The sequence below is a fragment of the Dyadobacter sp. UC 10 genome (genome assembly GCF_008369915.1).
Lineage (GTDB): Bacteria > Bacteroidota > Bacteroidia > Cytophagales > Spirosomataceae > Dyadobacter.
In genome coordinates this window covers 6,329,855-6,343,416 of record NZ_VSRN01000001.1, presented here as the reverse complement: position 1 = coordinate 6,343,416, position 13,562 = coordinate 6,329,855, and the positions used below count along the sequence as shown (strand labels likewise).

The 13,562-nt window shown below is 43.7% G+C and carries 13 protein-coding genes and 1 CRISPR repeat array (1 of these 14 cut by a window edge); of the genes, 10 read left to right on the top strand and 3 right to left on the bottom strand.

Translation table 11 applies throughout. The annotated features are described in order from the left end of the window. Nucleotides 1-3: 3 nt before the first annotated feature. The 3 genes from FXO21_RS26145 to FXO21_RS26135 form a co-directional block, all read right to left on the bottom strand. Entirely contained in the window at nt 4-330 is a 327-nt protein-coding gene (locus tag FXO21_RS26145; RefSeq protein WP_149642852.1) for a DUF4134 domain-containing protein, read from the bottom strand. A 98-nt stretch (nt 331-428) separates the two neighbouring features. Beyond that, a complete protein-coding gene (locus tag FXO21_RS26140; RefSeq protein ID WP_149642851.1) occupies nt 429-911 on the bottom strand; it encodes a hypothetical protein in 483 nt (160 codons plus the stop codon). 53 nt (nt 912-964) lie between these two features. Further along, nucleotides 965-1,267: a hypothetical protein gene (locus FXO21_RS26135; protein WP_149642850.1), complete on the bottom strand. Its 303-nt coding sequence runs from the start codon at nt 1,265-1,267 to the stop codon at nt 965-967. A 33-nt stretch (nt 1,268-1,300) separates the two neighbouring features. Here FXO21_RS26135 and FXO21_RS26130 point away from each other — a divergent pair, with 33 nt between their 5' ends. The 10 genes from FXO21_RS26130 to cas2 all read left to right on the top strand — a co-directional run bounded on the left by FXO21_RS26130 (nt 1,301) and on the right by cas2 (nt 11,192). Further along, nucleotides 1,301-1,771: a JAB domain-containing protein gene (locus tag FXO21_RS26130; RefSeq protein WP_149642849.1), complete on the top strand. Its 471-nt coding sequence runs from the start codon at nt 1,301-1,303 to the stop codon at nt 1,769-1,771. Nucleotides 1,772-2,282: 511 nt separating this feature from the next. Next, nucleotides 2,283-3,110, top strand: a complete 828-nt coding sequence (locus FXO21_RS26125; RefSeq protein ID WP_149642848.1) for a helix-turn-helix transcriptional regulator — start codon at nt 2,283-2,285, stop codon at nt 3,108-3,110. Nucleotides 3,111-3,365: 255 nt separating this feature from the next. Next, complete coding sequence (locus FXO21_RS26120) at nt 3,366-4,034, top strand: CRISPR-associated endoribonuclease Cas6 (protein ID WP_149642847.1); 669 nt, start codon at nt 3,366-3,368, stop codon at nt 4,032-4,034. 12 nt (nt 4,035-4,046) lie between these two features. Further along, the gene (locus FXO21_RS26115; protein ID WP_149642846.1) at nt 4,047-4,607 is read left to right on the top strand and encodes a hypothetical protein; all 561 of its coding nucleotides are present in this window, start codon (nt 4,047-4,049) and stop codon (nt 4,605-4,607) included. Further along, nucleotides 4,585-6,795, top strand: a complete 2,211-nt coding sequence (cas3, locus tag FXO21_RS26110) for a CRISPR-associated helicase Cas3' (protein WP_149642845.1) — start codon at nt 4,585-4,587, stop codon at nt 6,793-6,795. Before FXO21_RS26115 ends, cas3 begins: the two co-directional genes overlap by 23 nt. Before the next feature lies 1 nt (nt 6,796). After that, entirely contained in the window at nt 6,797-8,122 is a 1,326-nt protein-coding gene (locus FXO21_RS26105) for a hypothetical protein (protein ID WP_149642844.1), read from the top strand. A 34-nt stretch (nt 8,123-8,156) separates the two neighbouring features. Beyond that, complete coding sequence (locus FXO21_RS26100; protein WP_149642843.1) at nt 8,157-9,197, top strand: CRISPR-associated protein Cas7; 1,041 nt, start codon at nt 8,157-8,159, stop codon at nt 9,195-9,197. Next, nucleotides 9,194-9,742 carry a CRISPR-associated protein Cas4 gene (cas4, locus tag FXO21_RS26095; RefSeq protein WP_149642842.1) on the top strand — a complete coding sequence of 183 codons (549 nt, stop codon included), beginning with the start codon at nt 9,194-9,196 and terminating at the stop codon, nt 9,740-9,742. Before FXO21_RS26100 ends, cas4 begins: the two co-directional genes overlap by 4 nt. Nucleotides 9,743-9,776: 34 nt before the next feature. Continuing rightward, nucleotides 9,777-10,862 (top strand): type I-B CRISPR-associated endonuclease Cas1b, encoded by a 1,086-nt coding sequence (gene cas1b, locus FXO21_RS26090; RefSeq protein ID WP_149642841.1) that lies wholly within the window; start codon nt 9,777-9,779, stop codon nt 10,860-10,862. Between the two features lie 66 nt (nt 10,863-10,928). Further along, nucleotides 10,929-11,192 (top strand): CRISPR-associated endonuclease Cas2, encoded by a 264-nt coding sequence (gene cas2 / locus FXO21_RS26085; protein ID WP_149642840.1) that lies wholly within the window; start codon nt 10,929-10,931, stop codon nt 11,190-11,192. 231 nt (nt 11,193-11,423) lie between these two features. Beyond that, nucleotides 11,424-13,562: a CRISPR direct-repeat array (repeat unit 29 nt; unit sequence CTTTCAATCGCACCTGTCGGTATTGAAAT) (it continues 3,619 nt past the right edge of the window).

The window sequence follows — 13,562 nt, the reverse complement described above, 5'->3', positions numbered from 1 at the left end:
CCCTTATAGGCCAAAGAAAGATTGCAGCACGGTTGCGACCACCACCAGGAAAATACAGCTGCCAAACCACGCCGCCGCGACCTTTCCGGTATCATTGTCCCCAGCATTCCATTTCTGGAAAACCTTCACTGCACCCACCAGTCCGAGCACCGCGCCGATGGCATACATCAGCTGCGTGCCTGGCTCGAAGTAGCTTCGGACCTGGCTGTCGGCTTCGGAGATACCCGCCGCGCCATCCTGCGCCTTGGCGATGGTTGCCATTACTGAGAGCAGCGTTGCTGCCCATACTTGTTTTACCCTGCTTGAAAGGGCTGTTTTCCCACATTTCATACGCCTCGTTGGTTATTGTTTTGAACTTGTTTACTCGGTTTGTCTCCTTGCGGCTCCCAAGCCAGAAGGCCCGGGAGCGCAGGAGAGCGGGCTCATCATTAAACCTCCTTCCATAACTCCTCTAGCTCTACAGCACTGAGGTTGATGAAGCCATATTTTGCAGATTCCGAAGTGATCACATTGTTGATCGCCTCACGGAACGGCGTGCCTTTCACGGCAGAAAAATCTTTGATCAATATCTGGATCAGAAAAATCAGATCCCGCTTTTCGTAGCCTTTTTGATATGCCTCCCGGATGCTATTCCTGAGCTGCGAGCTGAGCTCCTCGACCTTGGCAAACAATGACTCACTCTGCCAGGGCTGTTTTTTTATTTCAACAGGTTCAGCTGTTTCTTCCAACTGAGTTGCCTGTGGTGGGCTTACCGGTGGGGGCTTTTCCGGCCGTTCCCAGAACCGGGACTTTGAATTGTGTAGTGCCCGGATGTCCTGCCGGTAATACCGGATGCCGATGATCACATAGTAGATCGCCACTGCGGCACCCACTGACAGAAAGTAGCCTGTCCAGGATAAATGCGTTTCCATAACTCGTGCTGTTTTAAGGTTGCTGCTGCATTGATTACCTGACAAAACAACACTCAAAACCAAGGCGCTTCAAGTACAACTTTTTCTTGTACCCACACCGCTATCATTGTACCCCAATGATTATCAACCATATATAAAATGAAATTGTGAAAAGAGTCACCAAATTTTTTGAAGAATGCCCAAATGCCCAAATGAGTTTCTTGTATCAATAATGCCCCAAAGTTAGGCACATGGCTGCGGGGCGTAGTGGAAATTCCGGCATAAACACCCGGCATAAATGCCTGCCAGCGCTCAGTGCTTTCCTTTATTCCGTTGCTTCCACTACTTGCTTGCCCAGTGCCTGAATGAAGCGCCATAATTCATTCAATCACTTCAAAATCAAGGTAATTATGGAAAGCTTCGCGAATGTCTCAAACTTGTTTCAGGTAGCAGAAATTGAGCTGATCTACAAAACCAATGTTCAAGCAAGCCAGCGTCCTAAAATAGCATCGTCCAAAGATGCATACAATGTGCTGATCCAAAGCTGGAACCCCGACCGGCTTGAATTTATTGAAGAGTTCAAGATACTTTTATTAAACAATGCCAGCCGCGTGTTAGGTATTTTTGAAGTTTCCAAAGGTGGGATTTCAGGAGCAAGTGCTGATGTAAGGATCGTTTTTGCAGCTGCTTTAAAAGCCAATGCAACAGGGATAATCCTGGCACACAATCATCCTTCGGGGCAGCTCGTGCCGAGTGATGCTGATAAGTATATTACTGAGAATATGAGAAAGGCCGGTGAGTTGCTGAATATCCGGGTTCTGGATCATTTGATCGTGACAGCGGAAGGGTATTGCTCTTTTTCGGGTGATGGGTTATTGTGAAGTGTTATTGAATCTTAGAGTAATATACCTATCGTGGTATCGAGGGAACCGCAAAGGCCTAATTTATAGCGGCCGGTGCGCGGTGGATAATCGCAGCCAAATTTACCATGGGCTGCTGGCAGGAAAATCGCTAAAAGGCGTTGATGTTGTTGCTGAATTAAGTGGGATTTGCCTGGTAGGGGGTCCTTTTCCGAAACGCATTCAATGCGATAATGGAAATGAATATATTTCTAAAGAGACGGGCTTGACGGACTACAGGCCTGCAGCCGTCATTTTCTTCTTTGTAATTTTCGTTTGCACTGATCAAGGGCAACATTTATTGTTGGTATGTCTTTCAAATTCTTGTTTTCAAGTATTACAAAATATTCGATAATTTTAAATTCATTAGACTTAACTTCAACCCTCTGAATAATTGACACCTTCTCTCAACCTACACCGTCGTCTTTGCCTAATACGCTGGACAAAAAGGCCGTATACTTACCCTACGAAAAGAGAGCTTTCGGAACGCCTTATGGAAATTGGTATTGAAGCCAAAAGCCAACGAACCATCGAGCGTGACATGGAAAAGCTTCGTGATGAATACAGTATTGACATAAGACACGATCCCAATAAAAATGGTTATTACTTGTACACGCCACCAAACGAAGATGTAGATGACTTTAACCAATTTGTCTCTTTACTCGAACGTAGGGAACGGCTTGATTTTTTGCAAGCTGCCGTTACTAGCATTCGCGATGCCGGAAACTATTTGCAGCTTGAACGTAGTGAGCAGTTTATTGGATCTGACTGCCTGCCGATTTTGTGGGATGCGCTCCGTTGCCAGAAAGTAGTGCAATTTGAATACGCCTCATACAAGGCAAAGCGTTCAACTCCTTCGGTTCGAATGGTTGAGCCCGGGATCATTTTTGAATATCGTAACCGATGGTATCTCGATGCATGGGATATTGAAAAAGGTGGTATTCGTACTTTTGGCCTGGATCGTATGAGCGATCCCGTGGCTGTGGGACAAACCATTTCAACCAACCGAACCGATGCGTATAAAGCACTTCGTAAACAAGTAATTGGTGTCACAATTCCCAAGGGAGCAATTGCAGATAGGGTTGTGCTTCGGTTCACCAAGCTGGAAGCCAATTATATACTATCCCTCCCGTTTCATAGTAGTCAACAAACTGTCCAGGAAACAGATTCTCATGTTGACATATCTTTCCATGTCGTTTTAAATCATGAATTGGAACGAGAGATTCTTGCGTATGGAGAAGCTGTTGAGGTGTTGGAGCCTTACTGTCTTAGGGAGGCCATTCATAATAGAATAACTAGAGCCACAAAATCTTATTTATGATGTTTTTAGATTGGATAAGAAAAAATTAATACTAATTCCCATGTTAAAGGAGTATTTAAAAGATTTTCATTCTTTGTATTCGTAGCCTCCGAATTAACTGCACTTCTTGGTATTGAAAATGTTCAAGGAGGATTTTTTTAAATTTTCAATTGCACCTCTGGTATAGTGATTAATAAAATTTACTGTTTTCAATAGCCACGTCAAGTTCTGGCGAACCCCTAAAATACATTTGTCATTACCAAAACTGAAATTCTCATGCGAATTAGATTACAATTAAGTCCAAATACGGAACCAGTGCCTTTTAGTCACTTGTATAGCCTGACAGGGACGTTGCATAAATGGCTAGGTGAAAACTCAATTCACGATGGCGTCAGTCTTTATAGCTTCGGTTGGCTTCACGGAGGAAGGTCCGAGAAAAAAGCATTGTCATTCTCCCTGGGAGCTGATTGGAATATTTCTTTTTTTGATGACGACCTTGCCCGCCAGTTGATTAAAGGAATTTTGCAAGAGCCATCGGTTGCTTACGGAATGTATGTTGAAGAAATTCAAGAGGTTGAACCGATGGCCTTCCGTAAGCAGCATATTTTCCATACTGACGGGTCGGCGATCCTGGCCAGACAAAAACGCTTAGATGGCTCGCAAGAATACTTAGCCTGGGATAGCCTGGCTGCGAATGAAGCCCTTACGAATAAACTCAGATGGAAATTAAGTCTAGCTGGTTTTACTGGTGACCATCTTAACGCACGAGTAGCGTTTGACAGGACTTATACCAATCCAAGAAGTCGTAAAATAACCATCAAAGGTATCGACCATAAAGGAAGTGAATGTCCTGTGATTGTCGAAGGCACCCAAGAAGCATTGCATTTTGCTTGGCTTGTAGGTTTAGGTGACTTGACAGGAAGTGGATTTGGTGCTTTACAATAAATTAACAAAGTAATGAAGGAGCAACTTCTACATATAGTTACATATACCGGTCCTTTTGGATTTATTAAACCTTGGACTGCGGTTCGCGACGAGCGGACGTTTAGCCAACAGTTTTTAACGCCAAGTATTATTGAGGGTTTGCGAATAAGGCTCGGCGTTTCAGAAATAGTCAGACACAAACTCACTTACGCCAAAATTGATCAGCAACAAGAAAGGACTCAATCACGAGGCTTCCTGGAAACTAAGAAAAAGGCAAGCCGTGAACAATCAATTCTTATGAGGGGTGTTATGTTATATCCAAAATTGCGGCTGGCATTTGCAAATGAGGAAGATGCAAAACTTGCATCGGAACAACATATTTGCTTGTGCAGAAACGAAGATATTCTTCTACCTGAAATTGGTATTCACAGCATGTCAGAAGGTGATTTTGAAGAAGTGACCGGATTTGAGTTGCTTTTCCAGCGTGGTTCGAATACAATCTTGGTAGGATACAACCGATACCAGGAAAACGAGCCCATGTTTGGTATATTAAAAATTACCGGTAATCCGGTTGGATCTGACCCTTTTGAATAAAATGGTACTATTTGCTAAAAGTCCTCAACAGGGGGGATTGACGCTCTTGGCTCACACGCAGCAGGTAGCCGACGTAATTTCAATAATGGCCGGTCGCCATGGTTTTAATCGTCGATTGGCCAGAATTGGTGCCTTACTGCACGATTTAGGCAAAGCTCACATTTTCTTCCAGCGTACCGTAAAAGGGGAAGTGGGTGATGATGAAAGAATTATTTCGGAGCCACATCGTCACGAGATTTCGTCTTTGCTATTCTTACCTCTTTTTGACAAAAAAGATTGGCCGATTTTAATTGAAATGGTAGCAGCCCATCACAAATCAGCCTTAGGCGATGTGCGGAATCGCGGTTTGATAGATTTGGTCAAACGGAATGGGATTGATGCAATGATTCTACGACACGCAGAGCATTGGGAAGTATGGTCGGCGATGGTGAAGCCCGTAGTTGAGCATAAGGATTTCAAAGTAAAATTTCGGCCGATTGAACTCGATGAAGCAAAAACTGCTCTGCTGTTCGCTCACGACTATTGTTATCGTATGAAGTACGGGTGGTCAAAATGGCGGGGTATACTGATGGCGGCCGACCATTTTGCCTCTGAGTATATGGAGAAAGCAGCTCCTCTTGTCAGAACATTTTATCAAGTACCAGACCTAACCTACTATTCGCGTAAGTCCGATTTACACCCGCTGTCGCTCTTGCGTGCTGACCATCGCTCCCGCCATACATTTGTAATAGCACCTACTGGTGCGGGAAAAACCGACTTTTTATTGCGTCGTTGCCGTGGAAGGGTTGTTTATACTTTACCCTTTCAGGCTTCCATCAATGCCATGTTCGTAAGGATTGACGAAAACTTGAACGGTAAAGGAGAAAAACGTCTTCCAAAAGAACAGCAAACGGACGTCCGAAGAGCGCACGCAGCCTCTAAAATTCAGATGCGTGATGAAAAAGGCAAATGGGTAGAAGAGGAAATTTCCCTTCAACGAAATCCGGGAGCAAGTATCAAAATTACCACGCCCCACCAAATTGCCTCAATTGTGTTTGGCATCAGTGGCCACGAAGCTGCCAAGTTGGACATTGCCGGCTGCGATGTAATCTTGGATGAAGTACACGTTTACGACGACATGGCTCGGGCAATGATGCTTGAATTGGTGAGAGAACTGGTGAAACTTAAGTGCCGGGTACACATCGGTACCGCCACTATCCCTACCTCATTGGCGAATGAGCTCATCAAGGTATTGGGTGGCAACCGTCGCGTTTATCGGGTCACGTTTGGAAAAAGAGCATTAGAAAAATTCAACCGGCATGAAGTTGAAAAACTCCAAGACGAAGAAGAGGCTCTTAAAACGGTTGAGAAAGCCATTGACAATCAAGAGAAGGTATTATTTGTAGGCAATCGGGTAGGTACTGCTCAGCAACGATACGAATGGGCAAAAAAGCAATTTCCAAACCTGAATATTTTGCTGGTGCACAGTCGTTTTCGTCGAGGTGATCGAGCCGTATTAGAGGCAAGAATTAGTGAATTTGATAAGCAGAAAGGACCTTGTTTAGTCATTGCCACGCAGGTGGTTGAGGTAAGCTTAGACATTTCCTTTGACCGTTTAGTGACTGATGCCGCTCCATTGGACAGTTTGATACAACGCTTCGGACGTGTAAATCGTCGCCGCACCTACGATACTATTGGTAAATATCAGCCTGTTTGTGTGATTGCTCCTTCCCAAACTGACAAAGATGTTTTGCCTTATAACCCCGACGTTGTACGGCGAAGCTATAAAATGTTGCCCAATGGGTTATTACGCGAAAGTGAGCTGCAAGACTTGATTGATCTGGTTTATGGCGAAGTGGCAATTCCTTCGATTGACTTGCATTTAGCGGCGGGCAACAGTGCGCCCTTAAGGACTCTTTGTCACCGTCCTAAATCGGTATTGATTGATGCTTTGGAAATTGAGGGGGCACTTTGTGTTCGTCAATCAGACAGTAAGACTTATATAGATTCTTTTGGGGAAGATCGCCAAAATTTAGAAATACCGGTTCCATGGCGTTCGATTGCTCCTTATGCACGAGCCTGGCCACGCTTGGAAACAGGAAGTTATCCCACGGTTATCCCAGATGACAACTATGATATGATCCTTGGGCTTGTCTTAAAAACGGCAGGCGGAAATCAAACAGTACCTACCACTAACCGAATCATTTGATATGTATACAGCTTACATTGGAAAAAGGCTTATTGAGTTGGTGAATAATCGCGAAGGTAAAAACCGAAGCGCCCAGGAGTTCTATGATGAAGTGTATATACCCCTGTTTTTTTTAAACGAAAGGTATTTGCAACATGTGAACAACTCAAAGTTTGATCAAGCATACAAACAAAAGGGGAAGATTCCTTTAACCTCTGATGTTTTAGCAAAGGCCCTGACAGGTCAGCACGCTAAAATACAGAAGGACGCACCGGATGGCTCATTTTTCTTAGGTGGAGCTGCCGCTGAAAGCTCAGCGGGTACATCAGGTCAAGTAACAGACATACTTCTTCCCATTACCTCTCACGAAGTATATGCGTCTTGGATTGGAGCGGCAATGGGCGTTGGAGTGAGTGGAGGATTGAATCTTCTAATAGATTCTGACGAAGTGTTATTGGCTTTGTATGATGGTTGGTTTCGGTATCGTGAGTACCTGACACAAACGCCAAACCTAAAACCCCATCAAATCAATACATGGAATGGATATTGGATAACAAATGCTTTCGATGGCCTTTACGATGCCAATTATCCTTTTGCTAATCAGCAGCCTGAGATCAAAACAGACTCTAAAACCGGCACCGCAAGCGTGGAAACGACACCATGGGTAAAAGTTATTTTTGCCTTGGCTGAAAAGATGCCTAAACAAATAATTAACACCTATGTCTACTCCCTGAGTCAAATGAATACAACTATTGGGTTTGTTTCAATGGAATTGCCCGCTGTTCGATCCTTTAAGGAGTTGTATCAAAAAATCAGTAAAGTGGAATCCATTATTGTCAGTACGGATTCTTTGGCAACACTTTATGATACAGCTCTCGGTTTTCAGAAAGCCTGTGAATTAGGGAAAATCGGAATCCCTGCGCTGGAACCCAAACAATTACGTGAGCATATTCCAAGTATTCATGGTGAAGGGAAGCCGTTCAAAACACCTAAAAATCTAAACGACAGTATTCTTTTAACGTACAATTTTTATCAAACCTGGATAATCGCCATGTTAAACAACCAACAACTTATTGATTTGACCAAGAAGATTGCTGTGATACTGAAAGACTTTAGTAGCCAGGGAGATCGCGGAAAAAAGGTCACGAGCAACGCAGTGGATGATCTGCTAAAATCTTCAAATCGCAGGCAGTTTATTGAAAAGTTGGCAGACTTTGTCAAGCAAAATGAAGCCGAAAAAATAGCCTTTGATGAGCTTGGTGAAACAGTAGTATTAATGCCTCTAACAGACTTCCCCCTCTTCATGGCATTGCTTAAATTGAAGTATGCAGTTGCACAGGCGAAATAGTTCAGAATCACTTATTTTAAACTAATATATTCTTATGAAACCTTATTTCTATTTGCGTGGGCTGAAACTCGCTGAACATACCGTTTTCTCTGTTCAGGAAGGACAAAAGAAATACTACGATCCAACCTTTGGCAAATCGGTTGCATATTCTAGTGGTCAGCAAGTAAAACGTTCTCTTCTTGATTTTTTGGCGGAAGAAACAGGTGAGGCACGTGCGCCAATTACGTTTAATTATGAGATCACAAAGGATGACGCCCTAAGTAACAAGGAGCCTTGGTCTCCGTGCGATCCTTCCTATGCGGATCAGCTTATCGGTGGATGGATGCGTGCAAGACCCGGTGTCGTAACCCTTAAACGCCGTAGTCCATTATCAATTTCGGCCATGCGACCATTACATCCTCTCTTGGTAAGTTTAAACTCCGAAAATCTCACATTTGACCGAAGTGACAAACCAGGCCAACACCCAGTTCGAGTATTAAATGCTTCCGGTACAGAGCTGTCAGAGGAACAAATTGACGAATACTTGGAGAGTAAGCAACGTACGCTACCGCGTCGTAATTGGATTCCAGAAAATGTCCGCACTACTGGTTTGTTTGTTTATGATATTGCTATTGACCGATCTCGCCTTTTTAGTATTTCTTTAAATCAACATGAACCCGAAGTTGATAAAGAAACTATTGAGCGATTGAAACAAGAAAATTGGATTCTATCTGACGACGGAGACCGACTGATATGCCCGGCTATCCGTCGGGAAAAGCTTATTCCATCCTTGGCGAAGGCATTAGTCGAATGGCACATTACCAGTAACCAAGCTCGTACATATAGCCCGCAAACTACCTTAGCATTGGCATTAAGTGAAAATGCCGGGCTAATTGCTTCTGCGATTCGGGCTGATCTTAGTGAAGAGGAAGCTCGAAGAGCAGATCCAGTGGTAGACACGTTTGAAGGTGTTGATACCTTTATCTCTTTGTCTTGTAAAGGGTATGTAAGGGGTGTCGTTGGTGCTGCGGATGCAATGAATCAGGCAGAGCAAGCGATTACAAGATTGTTAAGAGACTACGACTACGAAAAATGATTTCGAAAAGTCTCCGCATCGGCGGAATGCTCATCGGCTACTATCGTTTGTGCCCTCGCAAGGCGTGGTGGTCTTTGCGAGGGATTGCAATGGAGCAGGAATCCGACGCAGTTGCTTTGGGGCGACTGCTGGATGAGTCCTCTTACGCCCGGTCTGATAAACATCTCGAAATAGAAGCCGAAGCCCCTGACGGAACACCATTGGTTGGAAAAATCGATCGGGCGAATCTGAAACACGGTGTTTTACATGAAACTAAAAAAGGTCGTTCATGTGAAGACGCGCACCGTTGGCAACTCAGGTTTTACCTTTGGTTGCTGTATAGAAACGGAGTTACCCGTGCAGACGGCGTACCATTCAGTGGACAGCTGGACTATCCTCTTTTACGCAGAACAGAGGCTGTCTTCCTTGAAGCCGAACATTACCTTGAACTTGAAAAAAACGTCGCTGCAATAAGTAGCCTTGCAATTCAGGAAATTCCACCTCCGGTTCTAACCCAACGAAGCTTTTGTGCCAAGTGTTCTTTTGAGGAGTTGTGCTTCGGATAATTCGTTTTATTGAATCAACAAATTTTAACAGCGAATGAAACGACCGTATTATTTATTTTCGAGCGGACGATTAAAGCGTCAGCATAACACCCTGGCTTTGGAAAAAACCTCCGGTGAAAGGCTACCGGACGATTCACCAGAGGACGAAGGAGTGCCGTCTTCTCTTCCAGACGGAGGACGGACTCAATTTCCAATAGAGAGCGTGGATAGCTTGTTTTTGTTTGGTGAAATAGACATCAATTCCAAACTAATTACGTTTTTGGGGCAACAAGGAGTGCCCGCTTTCTTTTTTGACTATTACGGCAATTATTCCGCCACGCTCTATCCAAGGGAGAATCTACTCTCCGGACGATTACGTATTCAGCAAGCACACCATTATTTAAGTCCTAAAAGGAGACTAACACTTGCGAAAGCATTCGTGGAAGCTGCTTTGTTTAACATCGAGCGCGTTATCAAATATTATCAGCCACGCTTGGAGGGCGATGCACAGCAAGAAACGCAGGCTACTTTGCAGGCGCTGGTCCGGGATCGTGGTGCGCTACCCCTTACCACGGATATTTTTACTCTCATGGCCGTTGAGGGGCGTATTCGGGACAGATATTATAAGTTATGGCCACATTTTCTGGGAAAGGAAGTCGCCTCAAAATTCCCGATGAATAAACGCGAACGACGGCCACCTTCGAACGAACTCAATGCATTGATTTCGTTTGGAAATTCTCTCTGTTATAGCACAGTCGTGAGACAAATTTATCGAACAGCCCTTGATCCTACGATAGCGTTTCTTCATGAACCAGGGGATCGTAGATTTTCACTTTCTCTGGATATTGCGGAGATATTCAAACCGCTCTTGGTAGACAGAGCGATTTTTCGACTACTTAAGACAGGAGAAATAAATTCAAAGCATTTTGAGAAACATCTCGGAGGTTGCTACCTATCTGATGCGGGGCGTAAAATTTTTGTACAACACTGGGATGAACGACTTAGTAAAACTGTACATCATCGTGCATTGGATAAAAAAGTTTCCTATGAGCGATTAATACGTCTGGAATGCTATAAATTGATTCGTCACCTCAGCGATCCGGCGGGCAACACTTATCAGGGATTGCACATGTGGTGGTGAAACCAAATCCGTGTTATAAGTTGAAATGTTCTTTGACGTACTGAAACATATTATTGCTTTAAATTTATGCCGTACTATATTGCTGTTTATGATGTCAATCAGAAGCGTGTCGGAAGAATGCTTAAACTTTTTCGGCGATATTTGACGTGGATTCAAAATTCAGTCTTCGAAGGAGAGCTCACCCATTCTCAGTTTAAATCATTAGAAACTGAGGCTGATCAACTAATGAAAGACAGTGATGGTGTGATCTTTTACCAACTAAGAGATGAACGATATGTTGATAGAATTTCCTTGGGAGAAGAAAAAGGGGAACGCTCTCGTTTTCTGTAAGTTAGATCATTGTCTGGTCGTCAACCTCAAAGCCGTCCGCCTTTTTTTGGATCTTAAAAAATTGCCCGCTCTCGACAAAGAGCAATGCTAGCAAAAAACGCTTTGTAAGGGCTAAACGGGCATGTCGTCATCCCCGGACGTTTCTAGCGCTTTTAGGGGATGACGATTTTTTTATTCTTTTTTGTTGTAAAAACCGCATTCTACAAGCCATAATCCATATTTTTGACCCGGCTTTCAATCGCACCTGTCGGTATTGAAATGTAATATCACATGGTGGGCGATGTAAAATATCAACCTTTCAATCGCACCTGTCGGTATTGAAATTAAGCTCCTGGTTTTTCGTTCTGCGCCGCATCGAACTTTCAATCGCACCTGTCGGTATTGAAATTCTGTTTTCATGTTCAATCCTTTATTAAAACGGGACTTTCAATCGCACCTGTCGGTATTGAAATTCTGGTAGCTCTAAGAGACTGCCATTGATCCGGAACTTTCAATCGCACCTGTCGGTATTGAAATTAGGTTTTAGTTGCTAGCTTGATGCGCTCATTTAACTTTCAATCGCACCTGTCGGTATTGAAATTTCTTGGCTAATGATTTGTCCACCTGACCAACCACGCCTTTCAATCGCACCTGTCGGTATTGAAATTCTAAACCTCTGCTAATTTCAACATTACTTACCCATCTTTCAATCGCACCTGTCGGTATTGAAATTAAGCCACTCGTCCAATGCCGATGGCCTGATTAATACTTTCAATCGCACCTGTCGGTATTGAAATTTGGTAGTTACTTACACCTTCTGGCTCAAAACCCTCTCTTTCAATCGCACCTGTCGGTATTGAAATCTTTAAACAGGGTTCAGAAGGGTACAGAGAAGAAACTTTCAATCGCACCTGTCGGTATTGAAATGTAGTTATAGCGTGCGTGTGGGTTGTTCCTGTTACTGCCTTCAATCGCACCTGTCGGTATTGAAATCCTTGTATTGCTTATCCAACATTTGATTTAAGACTCTTTCAATCGCACCTGTCGGTATTGAAATAAGGTTGATAGGCCGCCTAAGAAGCGAAAGACCATCCTTTCAATCGCACCTGTCGGTATTGAAATCAAAGAACTCAAACACCTTTCTACACGCTTCTTCATCTTTCAATCGCACCTGTCGGTATTGAAATACATATCCCTGAAACTGAACCCCTGGGAATATTCTTCTTTCAATCGCACCTGTCGGTATTGAAATGATGTTGACCCTGTTATTTACCGGGTTGAAATCCTGCCTTTCAATCGCACCTGTCGGTATTGAAATGTAACAATGTCAGCCACGTGCGGGCTTCCCTTCCTCTTTCAATCGCACCTGTCGGTATTGAAATTGTAAGTCTGTGGCAATTATTGCACGTTTCGGCAGGCTTTCAATCGCACCTGTCGGTATTGAAATATGGTGATCTGGTCGAGCGCGGCTTTACCTACATCTTTCAATCGCACCTGTCGGTATTGAAATGATTTCAAGTACACACGCAAGAACCTAGCCGAGCAGGCTTTCAATCGCACCTGTCGGTATTGAAATCGAACTATCGGGCACTCTTCGTTGTGTTTGTTGGCGACTTTCAATCGCACCTGTCGGTATTGAAATGGGATAGTATCACCGATGGCGACACGATAAGAAAAGACTTTCAATCGCACCTGTCGGTATTGAAATTGATAAAAACCCAGCAGGATCCGCGATTTTCCATTTCTTTCAATCGCACCTGTCGGTATTGAAATCCCTACAACGATTGCGGGGTATGGTATTACTGACTCCTTTCAATCGCACCTGTCGGTATTGAAATTAGCCTTTATGTATTGCAGTTGTCAGGCTTTTTTCGCTTTCAATCGCACCTGTCGGTATTGAAATCAAAATCATCTGTCGCGGCACTGATCCAGTACTAGCTTTCAATCGCACCTGTCGGTATTGAAATGTAGTGCCAGGACTTCAAACAGTCGTTGTCGAGTTACTTTCAATCGCACCTGTCGGTATTGAAATTCCCATAGAAGCATTGCGCTTGTTGTGGTGACACTGCTTTCAATCGCACCTGTCGGTATTGAAATGCGTTAAACCCAAAGTCAAAAACTTGAAGTTTAAGCTTTCAATCGCACCTGTCGGTATTGAAATGGCAATCCAGCCTTTTAAAAACCTTCTATCTTTCGGCTTTCAATCGCACCTGTCGGTATTGAAATGTTATGAACGCTGATAGATAAGGATTGTCTACCTTCCTTTCAATCGCACCTGTCGGTATTGAAATATATCCTCAATGCATTCGTTAATGCCCTGTTTTCTTCCTTTCAATCGCACCTGTCGGTATTGAAATCGAAGGATTTACCATTGATTCGGTACACCAGCCC

Excerpts from the sequence above, each read along its gene's own strand:
- cas1b (WP_149642841.1), top strand. The coding sequence starts at position 9,777 with ATGAAACGACCGTATTATTTATTTTCGAGCGGACGATTAAAGCGTCAG.
- FXO21_RS26140 (WP_149642851.1), bottom strand. The coding sequence starts at position 911 with ATGGAAACGCATTTATCCTGGACAGGCTACTTTCTGTCAGTGGGTGCC.
- FXO21_RS26135 (WP_149642850.1), bottom strand. The coding sequence starts at position 1,267 with ATGGCGCTTCATTCAGGCACTGGGCAAGCAAGTAGTGGAAGCAACGGA.
- FXO21_RS26115 (WP_149642846.1), top strand. The coding sequence starts at position 4,047 with ATGAAGGAGCAACTTCTACATATAGTTACATATACCGGTCCTTTTGGA.
- FXO21_RS26145 (WP_149642852.1), bottom strand. The coding sequence starts at position 330 with ATGAAATGTGGGAAAACAGCCCTTTCAAGCAGGGTAAAACAAGTATGG.
- FXO21_RS26130 (WP_149642849.1), top strand. The coding sequence starts at position 1,301 with ATGGAAAGCTTCGCGAATGTCTCAAACTTGTTTCAGGTAGCAGAAATT.
- cas2 (WP_149642840.1), top strand. The coding sequence starts at position 10,929 with ATGCCGTACTATATTGCTGTTTATGATGTCAATCAGAAGCGTGTCGGA.
- FXO21_RS26105 (WP_149642844.1), top strand. The coding sequence starts at position 6,797 with ATGTATACAGCTTACATTGGAAAAAGGCTTATTGAGTTGGTGAATAAT.
- cas4 (WP_149642842.1), top strand. The coding sequence starts at position 9,194 with ATGATTTCGAAAAGTCTCCGCATCGGCGGAATGCTCATCGGCTACTAT.
- FXO21_RS26125 (WP_149642848.1), top strand. The coding sequence starts at position 2,283 with ATGGAAATTGGTATTGAAGCCAAAAGCCAACGAACCATCGAGCGTGAC.
- FXO21_RS26100 (WP_149642843.1), top strand. The coding sequence starts at position 8,157 with ATGAAACCTTATTTCTATTTGCGTGGGCTGAAACTCGCTGAACATACC.
- FXO21_RS26120 (WP_149642847.1), top strand. The coding sequence starts at position 3,366 with ATGCGAATTAGATTACAATTAAGTCCAAATACGGAACCAGTGCCTTTT.